15 protein-coding genes and 1 pseudogene are annotated in these 18,835 nt (G+C 65.0%); 10 read left to right on the plus strand and 6 right to left on the minus strand.

Annotation, left to right across the window (positions count from 1 at the left end):
- Window positions 1-4: 4 nt before the first annotated feature.
- Window positions 5-1,060, minus strand: a complete 1,056-nt coding sequence (gene nadA / locus QM467_RS12670) for a quinolinate synthase NadA (RefSeq protein WP_283366692.1) — start codon at window positions 1,058-1,060, stop codon at window positions 5-7.
- 278 nt (window positions 1,061-1,338) lie between these two features.
- On the opposite strand from nadA, the gene QM467_RS12675 reads away from it, so the two are divergent.
- Window positions 1,339-2,832 (plus strand): hypothetical protein, encoded by a 1,494-nt coding sequence (locus QM467_RS12675; protein ID WP_283366693.1) that lies wholly within the window; start codon window positions 1,339-1,341, stop codon window positions 2,830-2,832.
- Window positions 2,833-2,971: 139 nt separating this feature from the next.
- On the opposite strand, the gene QM467_RS12680 is transcribed toward QM467_RS12675, so the two are convergent.
- Both QM467_RS12680 and QM467_RS12685 read right to left on the minus strand, forming a co-directional pair.
- Window positions 2,972-4,618 (minus strand): alpha-D-glucose phosphate-specific phosphoglucomutase, encoded by a 1,647-nt coding sequence (locus QM467_RS12680; protein ID WP_283366710.1) that lies wholly within the window; start codon window positions 4,616-4,618, stop codon window positions 2,972-2,974.
- A 123-nt stretch (window positions 4,619-4,741) separates the two neighbouring features.
- A complete protein-coding gene (locus QM467_RS12685) occupies window positions 4,742-6,094 on the minus strand; it encodes an AmpG family muropeptide MFS transporter (protein WP_283366694.1) in 1,353 nt (450 codons plus the stop codon).
- 132 nt (window positions 6,095-6,226) lie between these two features.
- On the opposite strand from QM467_RS12685, the gene QM467_RS12690 reads away from it, so the two are divergent.
- Complete coding sequence (locus QM467_RS12690) at window positions 6,227-6,676, plus strand: RrF2 family transcriptional regulator (protein ID WP_283366695.1); 450 nt, start codon at window positions 6,227-6,229, stop codon at window positions 6,674-6,676.
- On the opposite strand, the gene QM467_RS12695 is transcribed toward QM467_RS12690, so the two are convergent.
- A complete protein-coding gene (locus QM467_RS12695) occupies window positions 6,667-8,214 on the minus strand; it encodes a class I adenylate-forming enzyme family protein (protein WP_283366696.1) in 1,548 nt (515 codons plus the stop codon). The genes QM467_RS12690 and QM467_RS12695 overlap by 10 nt on opposite strands.
- A gap of 59 nt (window positions 8,215-8,273) precedes the next feature.
- Between QM467_RS12695 and QM467_RS12700 the strand changes: the two genes are divergently transcribed.
- A complete protein-coding gene (locus QM467_RS12700; protein WP_283366697.1) occupies window positions 8,274-8,918 on the plus strand; it encodes a class I SAM-dependent methyltransferase in 645 nt (214 codons plus the stop codon).
- 146 nt (window positions 8,919-9,064) lie between these two features.
- Here the strand turns inward: QM467_RS12700 and QM467_RS12705 are convergent, their stop codons facing one another.
- Together QM467_RS12705 and QM467_RS12710 are read right to left on the minus strand one after the other, a co-directional pair.
- Window positions 9,065-10,672 carry an inorganic phosphate transporter gene (locus tag QM467_RS12705; RefSeq protein ID WP_283366698.1) on the minus strand — a complete coding sequence of 536 codons (1,608 nt, stop codon included), beginning with the start codon at window positions 10,670-10,672 and terminating at the stop codon, window positions 9,065-9,067.
- 138 nt (window positions 10,673-10,810) lie between these two features.
- A complete protein-coding gene (locus tag QM467_RS12710) occupies window positions 10,811-11,767 on the minus strand; it encodes a GGDEF domain-containing response regulator (protein WP_283366699.1) in 957 nt (318 codons plus the stop codon).
- 221 nt (window positions 11,768-11,988) lie between these two features.
- On the opposite strand from QM467_RS12710, the gene QM467_RS12715 reads away from it, so the two are divergent.
- From QM467_RS12715 to QM467_RS12745, 7 genes and pseudogenes are all read left to right on the plus strand, one after another.
- Window positions 11,989-12,750, plus strand: a complete 762-nt coding sequence (locus QM467_RS12715; RefSeq protein WP_283366700.1) for a flagellar hook-basal body complex protein — start codon at window positions 11,989-11,991, stop codon at window positions 12,748-12,750.
- 178 nt (window positions 12,751-12,928) lie between these two features.
- Window positions 12,929-13,741, plus strand: a complete 813-nt coding sequence (locus QM467_RS12720; protein WP_283366701.1) for an amino acid kinase family protein — start codon at window positions 12,929-12,931, stop codon at window positions 13,739-13,741.
- Window positions 13,742-13,754: 13 nt separating this feature from the next.
- Complete coding sequence (locus QM467_RS12725) at window positions 13,755-14,579, plus strand: amino acid kinase family protein (RefSeq protein ID WP_446737772.1); 825 nt, start codon at window positions 13,755-13,757, stop codon at window positions 14,577-14,579.
- 175 nt (window positions 14,580-14,754) lie between these two features.
- Window positions 14,755-15,297, plus strand: a pseudogene (locus QM467_RS12730) (flagellar basal-body MS-ring/collar protein FliF); the annotation flags it as partial.
- A gap of 610 nt (window positions 15,298-15,907) precedes the next feature.
- Window positions 15,908-16,264 carry a hypothetical protein gene (locus QM467_RS12735; RefSeq protein WP_283366702.1) on the plus strand — a complete coding sequence of 119 codons (357 nt, stop codon included), beginning with the start codon at window positions 15,908-15,910 and terminating at the stop codon, window positions 16,262-16,264.
- A 68-nt stretch (window positions 16,265-16,332) separates the two neighbouring features.
- Window positions 16,333-17,139 carry a DUF1217 domain-containing protein gene (locus tag QM467_RS12740; protein WP_283366703.1) on the plus strand — a complete coding sequence of 269 codons (807 nt, stop codon included), beginning with the start codon at window positions 16,333-16,335 and terminating at the stop codon, window positions 17,137-17,139.
- Between the two features lies 1 nt (window position 17,140).
- Window positions 17,141-18,733 (plus strand): tetratricopeptide repeat-containing glycosyltransferase family protein, encoded by a 1,593-nt coding sequence (locus QM467_RS12745; RefSeq protein WP_283366704.1) that lies wholly within the window; start codon window positions 17,141-17,143, stop codon window positions 18,731-18,733.
- Window positions 18,734-18,835: the final 102 nt, after the last annotated feature.

Here is an 18,835-nt window from a genome sequence, read left to right on the forward strand (position 1 = left end):
CCGCTTACTTCAGCTCGATCATTCGTTCGACCGAGCGGCGGGCGCGCTGGGCGAGGAGCGGGTCGATGGTCACTTCCTCGCGCATATAGACGAGGCTGTCGAGGATTTTCGGCAGCGTGATCCGCTTCATGTGCGGGCAGAGATTGCAGGGGCGCACGAAATCCACGCCGGGGTTTTCCGCCGCGACATTATCGGCCATCGAGCATTCGGTCACGAGCAGCACGCGCTTCGGCTTGCGCGTCTTGACGTAATCGATCATGGCCGCGGTCGAGCCGGAGAAGTCGCAGACGTCCACGACTTCCGGCGGGCATTCCGGATGCGCGATCAGCTCGATCGAGGGGTCGTCCGCGCGATAGCGCAGCAGCTCCTCGGCGGTGAAGCGCTCGTGCACCTCGCAGGCGCCGCGCCAGGCGATGATCTTCACCTTGGTCTGGCGCGCGACATTGGCCGCGAGGAAGCGGTCGGGAACCATGATGACCGTGTCGGTTCCAAGGCTCTCGACGACCTTCACGGCGTTGGATGAGGTGCAGCAGATGTCCACTTCCGCTTTCACGTCGGCGGAGGTGTTGACATAGGCGACGACAGGAACGCCCGGATATTTGCGGCGCAGGGCGCGCACGTCCGCTCCGGTGATGGAGGCGGCGAGCGAACAGCCGGCGCGCGAATCCGGGATCAGCACGGTCTTGTCCGGGCTGAGCAGCTTCGAGGTCTCGGCCATGAAATGCACGCCGCCCTGCACGATGATGTCGGCGTCGGACTGGCCGGCGAGGCGGGCGAGCTGGAGCGAGTCGCCGACCACGTCGGCGACGCAATTATAGATCTCCGGCGTCTGGTAATTATGGGCCAGGATGACGGCGTTGCGCTGCTTCTTCAGCTCGTTGATCGCCTTCACATAGGGGGCGTGGAAGGGCCATTCGATCGGCGGGATGATCGACTTGACCTTTTCATAGAGATGCGCGGTCTCGCGGGCCACTTCCGGCGTCCAGGCGAGATTGGGCATCGGAAGGACGCCATGGCGCAGGGCGGCCGGACCCGGCTGGGCCGAAGGCTGCTCGGACATCTGGGCCGCCGAACGACGCAAAGACGAAAGAACCTGCATGACGCTCACCCCCTGTTATGCTCAACGTGAGCATAACTACAACCGATAAAAAGGCCGTCGGAACGGCTCTTCAGGATGCTCTCCTGTTCACACTTCCTACATATACTCATTGTGAGTATAAAGGCAAGGCCGGTCGGTCGCGAATCTTTCAGCCTTTGCGACCCCGCCAAAACGTCCCGGCGGACCAATCCGTCAACCTTTTCCATATAGGCTTCGCCGTCTCGTTTTGGGATGACGGCATGACGGATTCGGCTGTTTTTCATGATTCCGCCGCGCAGGATGCGCCGGTGCGGCGGAATTTGCTGCTGCGCCGCCTGATCCTGCCCGCGCTCGCCTCCGCGCCGGCGCTCGACTGGCCGCTTGCGTTTCTGGCCGGCCTTGGGATTTTCGCCCTTCTGCTGCCTTCCATCGCGAGCCTGATGGCCGATCCGGACATGCTCTGGCATATCCGCACCGGGCAGGACATTCTCGCCTCGGGCCGTTTCCCGACCGTCGATACCTATTCCTGGACCATGGCCGGTCAGCCCTGGATCGCCAAGGAATGGCTGTCGCAGGTTCTTTATGCGCTGGCTTTCCAGCTCGCGGGCTGGTCCGGCGCGGCGCTGCTCGCCCTTTGCGCCGCCAGCGCGGCCTATGCGATCATCTTCGCCAATATCGAGCGCCGTGCCGGCGCGCTCTTCGCGCTCGCCGCGATCGTCGCCATCGCGCTGGCGGGCAATTTTCACCTGCTCGCGCGCCCGCACGTGCTGGCGTGGCCCGTCGTGGCCCTGTTTGCCGCGCAATTGCTGGACGCCGCCGAGCAGGGCCGCGCGCCGCGTTTGCGCGCCGCGCTTTTGATGACGCTCTGGGCCAATCTGCACGGCTCCTTCCTGTTCGGCTTCATTCTGACGCCCTTTTTCGCCTGGGAGGCCCTGGCGCGCACGGAAGGCTCGCGTATGCGGCTTGCCCTGCGCTGGCTGGCCTTCGCCTTGGCTTGCGGTCTGGCGGCGTTGATCCATCCCTATGGCTGGGGCGTGATCGCCGCCGCGCGCGGCGTCCTCGAACTCGGCCCGGCGATGAGCCTGATCGTCGAATGGCGCCCGCAGAATTTCGCGGGCTTCGGCCATTTCGAATTCATCCTGCTGCTCGGAATCGGCGCCGCGCTGCTCAGCGGCTTGCGCTTGCCCGCGCCCCGCGTCGCCCTTCTGGTTGCGCTGCTGCATTCCATGCTTGCCCATGTGCGGCAGGAAACGCTTGGCCTGATGGTCATCGCCCTGCTGCTCGGCGCGCCGGTAGCGGCTCTGGGCGGCGTCATGGGCTTGCCGCGTGAAAAACGCCCGCTGGCGGCATTCGGCGTTGCATTATTGCTCGCGGTCACGGCTGCAATGGCGGTTTGGCAGGGGCCTTTGACTCTGCCCGAAGAGGTCGCGCCGCAGGCCGCGCTTGACGCCGCCCGCGCCGCCGGCGCCAAGGGCGGGGTGCTGAACGAGGATCGATTCGGCGGCTTTCTCGTCAGCCGGCATGTGCCGACCTATGTCGATGGCCGCGCCGAACTGTTCGGCATGATGCATTACGACCTGTCGCTGGCGGTCGCCGGCCGCAAGCCCGAAACGCTGGCGGCTTTGCTGGCCAATCCGAAGATCGGCTGGACACTGCTGCCAAGCGTTATGCCGGCCAATCAGGTTCTCGCCGCCTCGCCCGACTGGCGGCAGGTTTTCCGCGATGACGTCGCGACCGTTTTCGTGCGCCGTTAAAACCAATTTTCGCTTGCGAGAACTGGTTAGGAACGAGTGCGAAAGGGCGTCGAAAGACGCCCGCCTTTCGACGGGCTTCTGGCCGAGCTTATGCGAGGGGACGTTGATTGCGGCTTACCGCGATCAACGAATCAGAAAATCAAGTAATCACGCTGGGCTTTTCGCGCCCGGTATGTCCGCGAATGTCCGCGATCTTTTCCGCGCAGGCGATGAGATCGGCGAGCGCGGACTGCGTTTCCAGATCGTGCCGCGCCGGGTCGGGCTCATAGCGTTCGATATAGACGCGCAGCGTCGCGCCCGAGGTGCCGGTGCCGGAGAGGCGATAGACGATGCGCGAGCCGTCCGCGAAGAGAATACGGATTCCCTGCTGTTTCGAAACCGAGCCGTCGACGGGATCGCTATAGGCGAAATCATCGGCCGCTTCGATCTTGAGCGCGCCGAAGCTCGTTCCCGCAAGCGCCGGCAGTTTTGCGCGCAGATCGGCGATGAGGGCATTGGCGCCGTCGCTCGCCACTTCCTCGTAATCGTGGCGCGAATAATAATTGCGGCCATATTCGGCCCAATGCGCACGCACAATCTCCTTCACGCTCTGCTGGCGCGCCGCGAGAATGTTGAGCCACATCAGCACGGCCCAGAGGCCGTCCTTCTCGCGGACGTGGTTGGAGCCTGAGCCCGCGCTTTCCTCGCCGCAGATCGTGACCTTGCCCGCGTCGAGCAGGTTGCCGAAGAATTTCCAGCCGGTCGGCGTCTCGTACAGACCGATCTTCAGCTTTTCGGCGACGCGGTCGGCGGCGCCGCTGGTGGGCATCGAGCGCGCGACCCCGGCGATGCCGGCGTTGTAGCCCGGCGCGAGATGGGCGTTGGCGGCGATGATCGCCAGCGAATCCGACGGCGTGACGAACTGGCCGCGCCCGATGATCAGGTTGCGGTCGCCGTCGCCGTCCGAGGCGGCGCAGAGGTCGGGCGACTCCGCCGACATGGCGAGATCATAGAGGTGTTTGGCGTGGACCAGATTGGGGTCGGGGTGATGGCCGCCGAAATCGGGCAGGGGCTCGGCGTTGACCACGCTGCCGGGCGCTGCGCCCAGCGCGTCCTCGAAAATCGCCTTGGCGTAGGGGCCGGTCACCGCGCTCATGGCGTCGAATTTCAGCGTGAAGCCGTCACGGAACGTGCGCGCGATGGCCGGGAAGTCGAACAGGCTTTCCATCAGCGCCTTGTAGACCGCGACCGGATCGACGATCCGAACAACTGCCCCGCCGACCCGCGTCTCGCCGAGTGCGTCGAGATCGACGTCGGGCGCCTCGATGGTCTGGTAGCTCTCGATGCTCTTGCTATGGGCGAAAATCGCCTCGGTGATCTTTTCCGGGGCGGGGCCGCCGTTGGAAATATTATATTTAATGCCGAAATCCTCGTCCGGCCCGCCCGGATTATGGCTGGCGGACAGCACGATGCCGCCGAACGCCTTTTCCGCGCGAATGAGCGCCGAGGCCGCCGGCGTCGAGAGGATGCCGCCGCGTCCGATCAGGACTTCGCCGAATCCATTGGCCGCCGCCATGCGGATCACGATCTGGATCGCCTCGCGGTTGAAGAAGCGCCCGTCGCCGCCGACCACCAGCGTCTTGCCCCCAAAACCTTCGAGCGAGCTGAAGATCGACTGGACGAAATTGGCCAGATAATGCGGCTGCTGGAAAACTTTCGTCTTCTTCCGCAGGCCAGAGGTGCCGGGACGCTGGTCGGCGAAGGGTTTCGTGGCGATGGTCAGGACGTTCTGGAGCGAAAGATTCATGCGGCGGGGTTCCGTATGGGATTCGATCTCGATGGGCCGGGGCGAACCGACGAGGGATTTCATGCCAGTTCAATCGCTGTCGCGCCAGCGCGGCTTTTGGCGAAAGGACGGCTTCGTTGACGCCTAGGCCGGTTCGGGCCGGCTTTCCTTGGCTTCCAGCGGCACCTCGACCTCCTGCTTTGTTTGGGCCTCCCGCCGCGATTGCGCCTCCTGCCGCGCCTGAACGCGCCAGACCGCAAGGCAGATCAGGGCCACCGGAATCCCGATGCAGGAGGTGGCGATGAAAAAGGCCGGATAGCCGAAGGCGGCGACGGCGAAGCCGGAAAAGCCGCCCAAAATCTTGCCGGGCAAGGCGTAGAGCGAGGACAGCAGGGCGTATTGCGCTGCCGCGTAAAGCGGCGAAGTCAGCGAGGACATGAAGGCGATCAGGGCCGTTCCGGCGAAGCCGCCAGCGAAATTCTCGACGCAGATCGCCAGGGTCAGCATCTTGAGGCTGGCGCCGGTCGCCGCGAGCGCAGCGAGGCTCAGATGCGAGGCGCTTGCCGCGATTCCGCCAATCAGCAGCGAGGGCATCAGGCCGAAACGCGCGACGGCGACGCCGCCTGCGGCGATGCCGCCCAGCCCGACCCAGAAGCCGAACAATTTGGTGACGGTGGCGATGTCGGCCTTCGAAAAGCCGAGGTCGATATAGAGCGGATTGGCCATCACGCCGGAGACGAAATCCGGCAGGCGGTAGATGGCGAGCAGGCAGAGGAACAGCAGCGCGAAGCGGCCATTGCGGCGGAAGAAATCCTTCAACGGATCGGCATAGGCCGCAAAAACATTGTCGTGGCCGTCGCGCCGCGCCACCACATGGGCGGCGGGTTCGGGCGCCAGCAGGCTCGCGCCGAGGCCGACCGCCATCATTCCGGCCATGGCGAGATAGGCGGCGCGCCAACTTGCGAATTGCGCGAGATAGAGCGCGCCCGCGCCCGCGCAGAGAATGGCGAATTTATAGCCGACCTGGCTCGCCGCCGACATTTCGCCCTGCTTTTCCGGCGGGGCGACGGCGATGCGCCAGCCGTCGATCACGACATCCTGGGTCGCGGCGAAAAAGCCGAGGCAGAACGCAAAACCAATGGTGTAAAGCAGGTTGTTAGCCGGATCGCCGAAGGCCAAAGCGCAAAGGCAGAGAGCGATGGCGCCTTGCGTGAGGACCATCCAGCCGCGCCGCCGCCCGAGCCAGCGGCCGACAATCGGCGCATCATAGCGGTCGAGCAGGGGCGCCCACAGGAATTTGAAGGAATAGGCCAGCGCCACCCAGCTCATCAGGCCGATATGCTCCTTGGCGACGCCGACTTCGCGCAGCCAGGCCGATTGGGTCGAGAAGACGAGCAGGAACGGCAGGCCGGAAGAAAAGCCCAGCGCCAGCATGAGCGCGAGCCTGCGGTCGGCGAAGACGCGGAATATCGATCTGGAGGGCGATTCGGCCTGCATGGCGCGAATATGCCATGGACCTGCGACAAAAGCGAAAAGCGGCTTAGGCGTTTTTCCATCGTCTTTATGGGTTTTCTCAAAGATTGCTGCTATTTTGTCCGGATTCGGCGCCAAATCGCGGGAACGGGACATATGCTGACCAACAAGGGGAAATACGGGCTGAAGGCGATGGTCCATCTCGCCGGGCTGGTTCCGGGCGCGCTTGCGCAGGTTCAGGACATGGCAGATGCCAATAATATCCCCAAGAAGTTCCTCGACCAGATCCTCTCGGAATTGCGCAACGCCGGCCTGGTGTTTTCGAAAAAGGGCAAGGGCGGAGGCTATGCTTTGGCGCGGCAGGCGAGCCAGATCACCGTGGGCAATATCGTGCGCGTGCTTGACGGACCGCTGGCGCCGATTCAATGCGCCAGCGTCACCGCCTATCGCGCCTGCGACGATTGCTCCGACGAGCGCACCTGCGCGGTGCGGCTGATGATGGTCAAGGCGCGCAACGCCATCGCGGAAGTGCTCGACAACCACAGCTTGGCCGACATGCGCGCCCTGGGCTCGCCGCTTGACGCGGCGCTGGCTTTTCAGATCTGATCGGCGGCGGCGCGATTTTCCCCCTGCGCCCAAAGGCGGGGCAGCAGGCGGCGCGCGATCTTGCCGTTTTTGGTGCGCGGCAGGCTTTGCAAAGCCATATAAAGCTTCGGGTTCTTGTAGGCGGCGAGATGTTCCGCGCAATGGTGGGCGAGGGCTTGCTCATCGAGCGCCGCGCCTGGCGCGAGCACGATAAAGGCGCAGATGACCGAAACGTCCTCGCGCACCTGGCGCTCCGCGACCGCGACATCGGCCACGCCCGGCGCATGGCTCAGCACGGCTTCGACTTCCGCCGGCGAAACGCGGTAGCCTTGCGCGTTCATCAGGTCGTCGGCGCGCCCGTGCAGCCAGAGATAGCCGTCCGCATCCATTTCCGCGACGTCGCCGCCCAGGAACCAGTCGCCGCGAAACACCTCCGCCTCGGCCTCAGGTCGGTTCCAGTAGCCCAACATCAGGCCGGGGTCCGAGCGATGGACCGCGATCAGCCCGCTTTCGCCCGCCGCCAGCGGCGTCTCGCCGGCCTCCAGCGGCAGGATGACGACCTTGCGGCCCGGCTGCGGCTTGCCCGGAGAGCCGGGGCGGGGCGCGATGGTCGGGCCGCTGGAAATATAAGTCGAAATTTCGCTCATCCCGAGCGCTTCATAGAGTGGCTTGCCGAGACGCTCGCGGAACTGCGCCTGCAAGGCGGGGGCGAGCGCCTCGCCGGCAGTGAGGCCGTGACGCAGGCTGGCCAGATTTTCCGCCGTGCAGGAGGGCTGGCGCAGCATCTGGCGATAGACGCCGGGGACGGCGGCGAACAGCGTCGCGGAAAAACGCCTGATCAGCAGCGGCCACACGGCCGGATCGGCCGGGCCATTGTAGATTACCGCCGTAGCGCCGCGTGAAAATGGGTCCATCAACCCGACGCCGAGCGTGTAGGTCCAATTGATCGCGCCCGCGTGCAGCATGACGTCGGCGCCGGTCAGGCCGAGCCAATGGTCCAGCATCGGCGCGCGGCCGAGAATTACGCGCTGGGCGTGCAGCACGCCCTTCGGCCGGCTGGCGGTGCCGGACGTGTAGATCAGATAGGCCGGGTCGTCCGACGCGGTTGCGGCGTAGTCGCGCGGCGGAAAGGCGGCGAGGCGAGCGAGTTCGGCGTCGTCGATGATCCGGGCGCCATGGGCGGTCAGGCCGTCCGAGCAGATGAGGGCGGCGGCGCCGGAATCCGCCGCCAGAAAATCGGCCTCCTCCTCCGTGAGTTGCGAAGAGGAGGGCAAGGCGACCAGCCCGGCGCCGACGCAGGCGAAAAAGCTCAGCACATAGAAGAGGTCGTTGCCGCGCCGGATCATGACCCGCGCGCCGGACGGCAGGCCGAGCGAGGACAGGCCGGCGGCGAGGCGGCGCACGGCGAGATCGAGTTCACCATAGCTCAGGCGACGGTCGTGGGCGCCGTCGGTCAGGACCAGCGCGGTCTTGCCCGAATGGCGGGCGGCGTTTTCGGCGAGGCAGAACGCGGCGAGGTTGAACGGGGCGGTCATGACGGGAAAAGACCAGACCTTCATGGTGCTGTCACCTGATTTTCATAGGCAGGCGAGATCAATCGCGGCCGAAAGGAAAGCCGATGTCTCAGTCGATGCAAGTCGAAAGTCTGAACGCCCGCAAAACCTATGAGCGCATCGCCTCGATCTACGACCTGCTCGACGCGCCCTATGAGATCGGCTGGAAACGCGCCTTGCGTCGCCGCATGTTCGAGGGCCTGCAGGGCGCCATTCTCGACGCCGGCTGCGGCACCGGCTGCAATTTTCTGGCCTATCCGGACGGCGTGAAGGCCTCGGGCTGCGACGCCAGCGCCGCCATGCTGGAGCGCGCGCGGGCGCGGGCCGACAAGCTCGGCATGATCGTTGAGTTGCGCTGCTCCGACCTTACCCGGCTCGATTGGGCTGACAACACTTTCGACGGCATCGTCGCCACTTTCGTCTTCGCCTGTATCGAGGACCATGAACAGGCGGCGGCGCTGTCCGAATTGCGCCGCGTCTGCAATCCGGACGGCGAAATCCGCATCGTCGATTACCGCCTCTCGCCGCGCCCGCTGGTGCGCGCCCGCCAGAAGCTGATGTCGGCCTGGCTCAATGGAACCTTCGCCGCGACCTATACGCCGACCACCGAAAACTATTTCGAAGCGGCGGGCCTTGAGGTGATCGAGGAGAAATATATCCGCAGCGACGTGCTGAAAATGATCCGCCTGCGCCCGCGCAAGGCGAACTGACGCCGCCTCGCCGTCACCGGAACGCCGAAGCGCCGCTCGCAAGAGCGGCGCTTTTTTCGTGCTGTCTCGTTTCTCGCCATGTCCCGCGCAAAAGAAAGGGGCGGCCGATCGGCCGCCCCTTGGCTTATTGAAAGTTGGGCTTGCGATCAGAAGATGGTGCGGAAGAACCAGTAGAGGCCGCCCGAGAGCAGCATGGCGCAGGGCAGGGTCAGCACCCAGGCCAGCGCCAGATTGCGCAGGGTGGTGAGCTGGAGGCCCGAGCCATTGGCCGCCATGGTTCCGGCGACGCCAGAGGACAGCACGTGGGTGGTGGAGACCGGCAGGCCGAAGGCGTCGGCGGCGCCGATCGTGGTCATGGCCACCAGTTCCGCCGAGGCGCCCTGGGCGTAGGTGAGGTGGGTCTTGCCGATCTTCTCGCCGACGGTGACGACGATGCGCTTCCAGCCCACCATGGTGCCGAGGCCGAGCGCGATGGCGACGACGATCTTCACCCAGGTCGGGATGAACCGGGTCGCCTGGTCCATCGAGCCCTTGTAGCTCTTCAAAGTCGCCGTGTCGGAGGCCGAAAGTTCGGCTTCCTTGTCCTTCATCAGGAAGCGGATGGCTTCGGAAGTCAGGTACATGTCGTTACGGGTGTTGCCGACCTGGTCGAGCGGCACCTTGTCGATCGAGCCGTAGGATTTCACCTGATTGGCGATATCCCGGATCAGCACGGACAGCGCGGGGAATGTGCCGCCGGTGATCTCGTGACGCGAGATATAGGCCGTCACGACGGGGCGCGGGTCGCCGATGATGTTGTAGCCGGCGGCGTGGGCGTCCACGACCTTCGAGGCGGCGGTCGAGGACTGCACGAACTGCTCGATATGGCTCGCCGGCAGCGAGCGATTGAGGGCGTAGGCGGTGGGGACCGTGCCGATCAGGATCAGCATGATCAGGCCCATGCCCTTCTGGCCGTCGTTGGAGCCATGGGCGAAGGAGACGCCGGTGCAGGTGAAGATCAGCAGCGAGCGGATCCACAGCGGTGGCTTGGCTTCGCCGGTCGGGGCGGAATAAAGCTCCGGCTTGCGGATCAGCAGCTTCATCAGCAGCAACAGGCCGGCGGCGCAGACGAAGCCGACCAGCGGCGACAGCAGCAGGGCGTAGCCGATTTCGGTCGCCTTGCCCCAATCCACGCCCGAAGTTCCATCTCGGCCGCGCATAAGCGCATTGGCGACGCCGACGCCGATGATCGAGCCGATCAGGGTGTGCGACGACGAGGCCGGCAGGCCCAGCCACCAGGTGCCGAGGTTCCAGATGATCGCCGCGATGAGCAAGGCGAAGACCATGGAGAAGCCGGCGTCCGATCCAACCTGCAGGATCAGCTCGACCGGCAGCAGCGAGACGATGCCGAAGGCCACCGCGCCGCTGGAGGTCAGGACGCCCAGAAAGTTGAAAAAGCCGGACCAGGCCACGGCGAAATTCGCCGGCAGCGAATGGGTGTAAATGACGGTCGCAACCGCATTGGCGGTGTCATGGAAGCCGTTGACGAATTCGAAGCCGAGCGCGATCAGCAGCGCGACGCCGAGCATGAGGAAGGGCCAGAACCTGGCCGCGTGAATCTCCTGTCCCATGTCCGCATAGATCGACCAGGCGGCGTAGAGCAGGGCGGCGACGCCAATGGCGATCAGGGCCCAGACGGTTTTCGGTTCGGCGGGATGGTCGAGATTGGGGCGAACGACGGCCGGTTGGACCTCGTCTTGCGTCGCTGCGGTCATGATCGCTTCCTTGCGGGAGGGGAACTGATCGCGAATATGCCGACTAAAATTACATGCGGATGACACAAGCCGCTCAGGCCGGCCCAGAGACGGGTCCCGGCCGGTCAAAGCCTTAAAAATGACGCCGGGAGCGCCTCGTCAGCCGGCGGCGCGGCGAAGCGAACGGTCGTCCGGGTCCACATGGCAGCGGATGACGCTGTTGGGCCGGTTCGGCACGTCGGGCGTCTCGGGATCGAAAAAGGCGACGAGGTTGCGGCCCGCGCGCTTAGCGACATAGAGGGCGGCGTCGGCGCGGCGCAGGAGGTCGTCGATGTCATCGCGGGGCGCGCCGATAGCCACGCCGAAACTGCAGGTCACGGTGAGGTCAGCGGTCTCGACGTTGATTTCGCGCGCGGCGATCTCACCGCGCAGGGCTTCGGCGGCGAGCCAGGCCTCGTCAGGATCGCCCTGCGGAAGCAGCAGGGCGAATTCCTCGCCGCCGAGCCGTCCTGCAAGCTCGCCCCGGCCGATCAGGCATTGGGCGACAGCGCGCAGGGCCGTGTCGCCCGCGGCGTGGCCGAACCGGTCGTTGATCGACTTGAAATGGTCGATGTCCACCATGATCGCCGCGAGCGGCGCCGCGGCTTCCCGGCACATTTTGACCGCCCGTTCGAAGAAGGCGGGGCGGTTCAGCATCCCGGTCAAGCTGTCGCGCGTCGCCATTTCCACCAGTTTCAACTGCATCTGGTTGAAACGCTCGGCGGAGCGAAGGCGGGCGTAAAGCTCGTCGGCGGATAGCGGCAATTGCAGCACGTCGTCGGCGCCGCAATCCAGCGCCTCGACCATATTGTCCGACGACATGGGCTTGGACAGCAGGCCGATGTAAATCGGACGCTCGAAGCTCGCCAGGAGGCGCCCCTCCCAGCAGATCTCCATGCCTGCCATGGCGCTTTCCGCGCCGGCGACGATGAAAGCGTTGGCCGCCTGATCCTCCTTCAGATGGGCCAATGCGCGCCCGGCCTCCGCGAAGCCGATCACCTCATGGCCCCGCGTCTCCAGAATCGCGGCGATCGACTCCCTCAGGGGCCGCTGGGCCGCCACGAGCACTACGCGCATCGAGCCGTTCTCCATGGTCGTCGGGCAGGAAACCAAGACGAGGCGGCGATCAGAGCCAGAGCCTCCAGCCCCAGATTAGGCCGAAAAGATGAGCGAGCCGTTAAGGCCGAGGCGCCCCGGGACGGGCGCGCCGGCAAGGCTTGCGGGGGCGGCGGCCAGCCAGCCTCGCGCAAGCCTCGAGGCGCAAAAAAGCGATCGAACGCAGCCTCGGAGATGGAAAGATGGGTCTTTACGACGCCATGAACGCCAGCGTGACGGGCATGGCCGCCCAGTCGAACTATCTGACCAATGTGGGCCAGAATATCGCGAATTCCGGCACTGCAGGCTACAAGCAGGCCGATACGGAATTTTCCACTCTGGTCGACGAGGCCGGGGTGGGCCAGACGTCCGCCGGCGGCGTGATGACCAGCACCCGCCTCGATGTCGCGAAGCAGGGCACCCTCACCGGAACCAGTTCGTCCACTGATCTCGCGGTCTCGGGCAATGGCTTTTTCGTCGTCTCCGACGCCTCCGGCCAGCAATATCTGACCCGCGCGCGCTCCTTCGTCCCGGACAAGAACGGCGATCTGGTCAATGCCGCCGGCTATTACCTCAATGGCTACAGCCTGGCCAATGGCGCGCCGACCATGGCGGCCAATTCGCTCGCCGGCATGCAGATCGTCAATGTCAATTCGACCACGCTCTCGGCCACGCCGACGACGACCGGAACGCTAACGGCCAATCTGCCTTCGACGGACTCCGCCATCGCTCCGTTGGACATTCTGTTCGGCCTGCGCAGCGCGCTGGCCGCCGGCAATCATTACATGGCCCATAAATGCGGCTTCACCGCGCCCCTGCTGACGCGGGAGCTGATGGCCGCCGGCTTCGCCTCGGTGGCCCATCTGCGCCGTCCGGCGTCCTTCAATCTCTGGGCCGTCGCCAGCGAATCGCCGCTCGCGGAGCCTGTCCTGGGCCAATTGGCCGAGTCGCACCCGCCCAATTAGGCCGGCTCGCGCATCCCCGTTCAAGCCGCCAACAGGACGTGCGAAATCGTGCATTTTCTGTCGTTTCTTCCCGCGTGGGAAAAGCCGCATCTTTTTCACATATTGTGGGACCTTTCCGAAGCCGGTATCAAATCGCTCATACGGAAATGCGATTATATCGATGACGAAAGGCGCCCACATGGCAAACACGACAGCGGAGCTCGAGGCGCTCCTCATGCAGCGGTCGCTGACAGATCCGCAGCTTCTCGCGGCGGCTGAAACCTCGGCTGACTACCGGATCCTTCCCGACGCGACGGTCGTCAAGATTGGCGGCCAGAGCGTGATCGACCGCGGCCGCGACGCCGTCTATCCGCTGGTCGACGAGATCGTCGCCTGCCGCAAGAACCATCAGATGCTGATCGGCACCGGCGCCGGCACCCGCGCCCGCCACCTCTATTCGGTCGCCGCGGGGCTGAACCTGCCCGCCGGCGTGCTGTCGCAGCTCGGCGCCTCGGTCGCCAACCAGAACGCCGTCATGCTCGGGCAATTGCTGGCCAAATACGGCATTTCCGACGTCACCGGCGCCGGCCTCTCGGCCGTGCCGCTCTATCTGACCGAAGTGAACGCCGTTATCTTCAGCGGCATGCCGCCCTATGGCCTGTGGACCCGCACGGCGGGCGAAGGCGTCATTCCGCCCTATCGCACCGACGCCGGCTGTTACCTGGTCGCCGAGCAATTCGGCTGCAAGGCGATGATCTTCGTGAAGGACGAGAACGGCCTCTATACGGGCAATCCGAAGACCGACAAGGACGCCAAATTCATCCCGAAGATCTCGGTCGACGAGATGAAGGCGCGGGGCTTGCACGACTCGATCCTCGAATTCCCGATGCTCGACCTGCTGAAGGCGGCGCGTCACGTCCGTGAGGTGCAGGTCGTCAACGGCCTCGTCCCCGGCAATCTGACCCGCGCGTTGGCCGGCGAGCATGTCGGCACGATCATCACCGCGAGCTGAAGAGATTTCCGCCATGACCAACACCATCAAACACGTCACTTCGCCGCTCGCGCGCCAGACCCTGCTCGACAGCGAGCTCACCCGTCCCGTCGCCGGCGTCCGCCCGATCCGCCTGCTGCCCTGGCTCCAGGTCGTCAAGATCGGCGGCCGCGCCATCATGGATCGCGGCGCCGAGGCGATCCTGCCCGTGGTGGACGAATTGCGGAAGCTGCTGCCGGAGCATCGCCTGCTGATCCTGACCGGCGCCGGCGTGCGCGCCCGCCATCTCTATAGCGTCGGCCTCGACCTCGGCCTGCCTGTCGGCTCGCTCGCCCCGCTCGCCGCGACCGAGGCCGGCCAGAACGGGCATATCCTCGGCGCGCTGCTGGCGCCCGACGGCGTGTCCTATATCGAACACCCGACGGTGGCGAACCAGCTGGCGATCCACCTTCAGGCGGCCCGGGGCGTGGTGAGCAGCGGTTTCCCGCCCTATCACCACCACGAATTCCCGACGTCCCGCCTCCCGATCCATCGGGCGGACACCGGCGCCTTCCTGGTCGCCGATGCGCTGGGCGCGGCTGGCCTGACCATCGTCGAGGACGTGGACGGCGTCTATGATGTCGACCCGAGCGGCCCGAACGGCGCCCAGGCCAAGCTGATCCGCGAGACGACCTCGGCGGAACTGCTCGACGCCCAGGGCACGCTGCCGATCGACCGCGCGCTGCCTGAGGTCATGGCGACGGCGCGTCACATCGAACGCGTGCAGATCGTCAACGGCCTCGTCCCGGGCCGCATCACCGCCGCCCTGCGCGGCGAGCATGTCGGCACCATCATCCACACCGGAGCGCGCCGGAACTAAGCGCCCCCCGACGCGCCGATCAGGCCAGTGAATACGCCAGCGGAGCAATAGCTTCGCCGGCGAACTGCCGATTCCCGAGCGCCAGAGAGCGCCGCTTTTTTTCCCATCAAAACCCCCGCGCAAGTTTGCCGGCCGAAGATCGCGCATCGCCCGCCCTTCAGCGCCGGAAGCCGGAATGAATTTGCGCGAACAAGTCGAACGCCTGATCTCGAACCTGCTGGCTCTGGGGCCGCGCCGCCTCGCGCTGCTGGCGGCGATCGGCGCGGCCGTTTTCGGACTGGTCGGCGCCGCCGGCTATTTCCTCAGCCGGCGCACCAATGAGATCCTTTATTCCGGCCTCGACAAGCAGGACGTCACCCGCATCGGCGCCGCCCTGAAGGACGCGGGGGTCGCCTTCGACGTCTCGGCCGACGGCGCCGCCGTCTATGTCGGCTATGGCGACACCGCCCGGGCGCGCATGCTGCTCGCCGAGCAGGGCCTGCCGCGTTCCGGCGGCACGGGCTATGAATTGTTCGACAAGCTCGGCTCGCTTGGCCTCACCTCCTTCATGCAGGAAATCACCCGCGTCCGGGCGCTTGAAGGCGAGTTGGCGCGGACCATCCAGACCATGCGCGGCGTCAAGGCGGCGCGGGTGCATCTGGTCATGCCCGACGAAGGCTCCTTCCGCCACGCCAAACAGCCGCCTTCGGCTTCGGTCGTGCTGCGCACGGAGGGCGCCGTCGGCCTCGTCCCGTGTGGCAGCTTTTTCGCCAGGATTTCGTGCGGCGCGAAACGACGCCTTTCGCGCTCTGGTGGACCGTCGGAAGACCGGGAGATCATGGCCGGTCGGCAAGCCGCAAGCGCGCAAGATCGGCGAGGGCGCTCTTCAGCAGGGCCTTCTGCGTCTCATCGATTCGTTCGCCGACGCCATCCTGCGAGAGGTCATCGAAGGTCTTCATCTTCGCCACGGCGTCGGCGAAGGACAGACTCGGCTTCTCGGCTATGGCCCGCCGTAGCGCGCGCATGAGATCCTGCGCGGATGCGCGGGCGTCAGCCGAAAGCGGGCCCGCGGCGGCGAAATTCGTTTCGAGCAGCTTCAGGCGCAGGATGGCGGGGCTGTCGGACTGGCTGGCGCAGGCGCGGTCGGGCGTAGGTGAAAGGGCAGCAATCATGAACGAACGAGCTTTCAGCTTTGGTCGCGTCGGAAGGAGCGCCGATCGTGGTGGCCTCATTCAAGGGCGCCGGCCTTTAGCGAAGCTTGCCGTTCCGGCGGGGCGGCTTGAGCGCCGCGTCCAGTTTCGCGTCAGCTTGAGCGGCGAAGATGGCTCAATGCTCAAGGAGGCGAATCGATGCCGCAAGACATAGTCAACGCCATGCGAAACCTGCGCGAGGAAATACGCCAGCGGCTGCTGCAGGCGCCCGAATATCGCGCGCTAGTCACGCTCGACAGGTCGATCGAAGAGATCTGCTCGATCATGCAGGAGGCGCCGGCTCCGGCGAGTTTGTCGCACCTACCCGCCGCCCGGACGGCTGCGCCAGAGCATCCGCCCATCGCGGTCCTCGAGCCAGCCGCCCAGCCGACGGCGCCGGCGCGCCATCACTCCATTGCGAACGCCTTCGCGGAAACGCTTGCCGCCAGGATGGAGCAGCGGCCCGCCGCCCGTCCGGCGCCGGCTTTTCCGCTCGCGGCGCGCGCCGCCGGCTGAGACTTCCCGCCTCGCTCCGAGCGGGCCAGCGGGTTTGGAAATTTCCGGCGTGGGCGCGAGGAGCGGCGATGAGCACATTCACTAATTATCTGACGATCGCGAATAATCTCAGCCGCTATCAGACGATGACGGCGGCGGATCCGACCGTTGCGCAGGCCAGCAAATATTTTCAGGACAATATCGCCCAGATCAAAACGATCGATCAGTTCGTCAATAACAAGCGCATTTTCACTTATGCGATGACAGCCTTCTTCACTTATGCGATGACAGCCTTCGGGCTGAGCGACATGACCTACGCCAAGAGCCTGATCAAGAAGTTGCTGGAGCAGGGCGCCACGCGTTCGGGCGCTCTGGCGAACACGCTGAATAACCCAAAAATCCTGGCGCTGGCCAAGGCGTTCAATTTCCAGCTCTATGGCGCCGACACCACGCAGACCATCGCCGCGACCAGCGACGTCGTGAACAAATATGTCATGCAGAGGCTTAAGGCCAATGCGGGGAACAAGAACGCGGGCGTTCAACTGGCGCTCTATTTCCAGCAGAACGCGTCAAAGATCACCAGCGGCTATTCGATCCTCGCGGATCCCAACCTGCTCAAAGTGGTCCAGACCACGCTTGGACTCTCGTCTTATACCTCGGTAGAGAATGTCGATCGCCAGGCGGCGCAATTCGACAAGCTGCTGAAATATTCCGATTTTCAAGATCCGGCCAAGGTCAGGAGTTTTCTCGAACGCTTCACCGCGCAATATGACGTCGCAAATCCCGGCGTGTCGGCCTCGCCGCTGGTCAGCGCGCTTGGATCGGGCTCCAGCGCGTCGGTCGGCTTCAGCGTCGATCTCCTGATGAGCCTGCAAAATCTCAAGCTGGGCGGCTGAGATGGGGGCTGCGGCGAGCGCGCAAGGCGATGACGCATGGGCGCTCTATCGGCGCGGGATGGAAGAACGGGCGGCCGGGCGGCTTGATGCGGCCATCGCAATGCTGGACCGGGCGCTTCAGCGCAGGCCCGATTTTCCCGAAGCCTTGTGTGCGGGCGCCTACATCTTGCAGATGCGGGGCCACGCAGCGGGCGCTCTGGCGTTTTACGAGCGCGCCCTGACCTTGCAGCCCGATGACGCAGTGGCGTGGTTCAATCGCGGAGGCCTGCTCATGGCGGCGGGCCGGGCGGAAGACGCGCTGCAAAGCCTTGAACGCGCCTGCGCCTTGCAGCCGGACAACGCCGGTTTTCACTGCAATCGCGGCGGAGCCCTGTTCGACCTTGGCCAGCTGGCCGAGGCCTCCGAAGCGTTTGAGCGCGCTGCGACGCTGGACCCAGGCTTGGCCAAGGCGCGGCTCAATCTTGGCAATGCGCTGATGCGCCTCGGATTTTATCACGACGCGCGCGAGGCTTATTTGCGGGCGATCGCCATCGAGCCTGTTTATGCCCTGGCCTATTGTGGGCTTGGCATCGTCTCGAAGGAACTTGGCCTCTTCGACGACGCGATGCGAGCCTTCGACCAGGCCTTGGCGTTTGATCCGAATTCGGAGGAAGCGCGCAGCAACAAGGGCTGCCTCCAGCTTCTCCTTGGCGATTTCGCCTCGGGCTGGGAGGGCTATGAATATCGCTGGACCAAGGGGAAGAGGCCGGTCCCCGTCTCGTCGGCCCGTTTCAATCTTGGCGCGCCCGAAAGCCTCGCGGGCCGGAAAATCCTGATCGTCAATGATCACGGCCTCGGCGACACCATCCAGTTTTTCCGCTATGTCGCGCTCCTCGCCCGCGCCGGCGCGCAGGTGACATTTGCCGGGCCACGCAAGATGCGCCGCCTGCTCGCCTCGGCGGGCGCGCCCGTCGTCTGGCGTGACGAATGCGATCTTTCCGGCGATTTCGACGCGGTCCTGGCGATCAGCTCGCTGCCGCGCGCCTGCGGGACGCGGCTCGATAATATTCCAGCCGAGACGCCATATCTGTTCGCCGAGCCAGACAGGCATGCCGTCTGGCGGGGCCGGTTATGTGGCGAAGGCTTGAAGGTCGGCCTGTGCTGGCGCGGCAATGTTGATTTTCGCGTCGATCCCCGCCGCTCCATCCCTCCGGAGGCGCTGACGCCTCTCGCGGGTCTTGAGGGCGCCCGGCTGTTCAGCCTCCAGAAAGGGGCTCGGGCGGAGGAGTTGCCGCCCGAATTGGCCCGAAAGGTGGAAAATCTCGGCGAAGAGCCCGATTCCGGTCCCTACGCTTTCATCGACACGGCGGCGATGATGACGGAACTGGATCTGATCGTGACCTGCGATACGTCCATCGCCCATCTCGCGGGGGCCTTGGGGCGTCCGGTCTGGGTCGCGCTGCGCCACATCGCGGAATGGCGCTGGCTCGACGGACGCGAGGACTCGCCCTGGTATCCGAAGATGCGCCTGTTTCGCTGCGCGCGGGGCGACGATTGGGCCGAGCCTTTAGGCCGAATGGCGGGCCAAATCCGAAAAGCTTGGGCGCTGCAATAAAATTTGCTATTGCAGTAAGTTATTGTATTAACGTATTAAATTTGATAAAACTCCCGTCGTGTCATTCGATTTTTCTACCGCTGTCGCAAAAAATTCGAAAAA

The organism is Rhodoblastus sp. 17X3, from assembly GCF_030056575.1.
GTDB lineage: Bacteria > Pseudomonadota > Alphaproteobacteria > Rhizobiales > Beijerinckiaceae > Rhodoblastus.

Bases quoted from the DNA above. Each gene is read 5' to 3' on its own strand.
- QM467_RS12690 (WP_283366695.1), top strand. From the start codon at position 6,227: ATGCTGACCAACAAGGGGAAATACGGGCTGAAGGCGATGGTCCATCTC.
- QM467_RS12735 (WP_283366702.1), top strand. From the start codon at position 15,908: ATGCCGCAAGACATAGTCAACGCCATGCGAAACCTGCGCGAGGAAATA.
- nadA (WP_283366692.1), bottom strand. From the start codon at position 1,060: ATGTCCGAGCAGCCTTCGGCCCAGCCGGGTCCGGCCGCCCTGCGCCAT.
- QM467_RS12695 (WP_283366696.1), bottom strand. From the start codon at position 8,214: ATGAAGGTCTGGTCTTTTCCCGTCATGACCGCCCCGTTCAACCTCGCC.
- QM467_RS12700 (WP_283366697.1), top strand. From the start codon at position 8,274: ATGTCTCAGTCGATGCAAGTCGAAAGTCTGAACGCCCGCAAAACCTAT.
- QM467_RS12745 (WP_283366704.1), top strand. From the start codon at position 17,141: ATGGGGGCTGCGGCGAGCGCGCAAGGCGATGACGCATGGGCGCTCTAT.
- QM467_RS12705 (WP_283366698.1), bottom strand. From the start codon at position 10,672: ATGACCGCAGCGACGCAAGACGAGGTCCAACCGGCCGTCGTTCGCCCC.
- QM467_RS12675 (WP_283366693.1), top strand. From the start codon at position 1,339: ATGACGGATTCGGCTGTTTTTCATGATTCCGCCGCGCAGGATGCGCCG.
- QM467_RS12715 (WP_283366700.1), top strand. From the start codon at position 11,989: ATGGGTCTTTACGACGCCATGAACGCCAGCGTGACGGGCATGGCCGCC.
- QM467_RS12720 (WP_283366701.1), top strand. From the start codon at position 12,929: ATGGCAAACACGACAGCGGAGCTCGAGGCGCTCCTCATGCAGCGGTCG.
- QM467_RS12725 (WP_446737772.1), top strand. From the start codon at position 13,755: ATGACCAACACCATCAAACACGTCACTTCGCCGCTCGCGCGCCAGACC.
- QM467_RS12740 (WP_283366703.1), top strand. From the start codon at position 16,333: ATGAGCACATTCACTAATTATCTGACGATCGCGAATAATCTCAGCCGC.
- QM467_RS12710 (WP_283366699.1), bottom strand. From the start codon at position 11,767: ATGCGCGTAGTGCTCGTGGCGGCCCAGCGGCCCCTGAGGGAGTCGATC.
- QM467_RS12685 (WP_283366694.1), bottom strand. From the start codon at position 6,094: ATGCAGGCCGAATCGCCCTCCAGATCGATATTCCGCGTCTTCGCCGAC.
- QM467_RS12680 (WP_283366710.1), bottom strand. From the start codon at position 4,618: ATGAATCTTTCGCTCCAGAACGTCCTGACCATCGCCACGAAACCCTTC.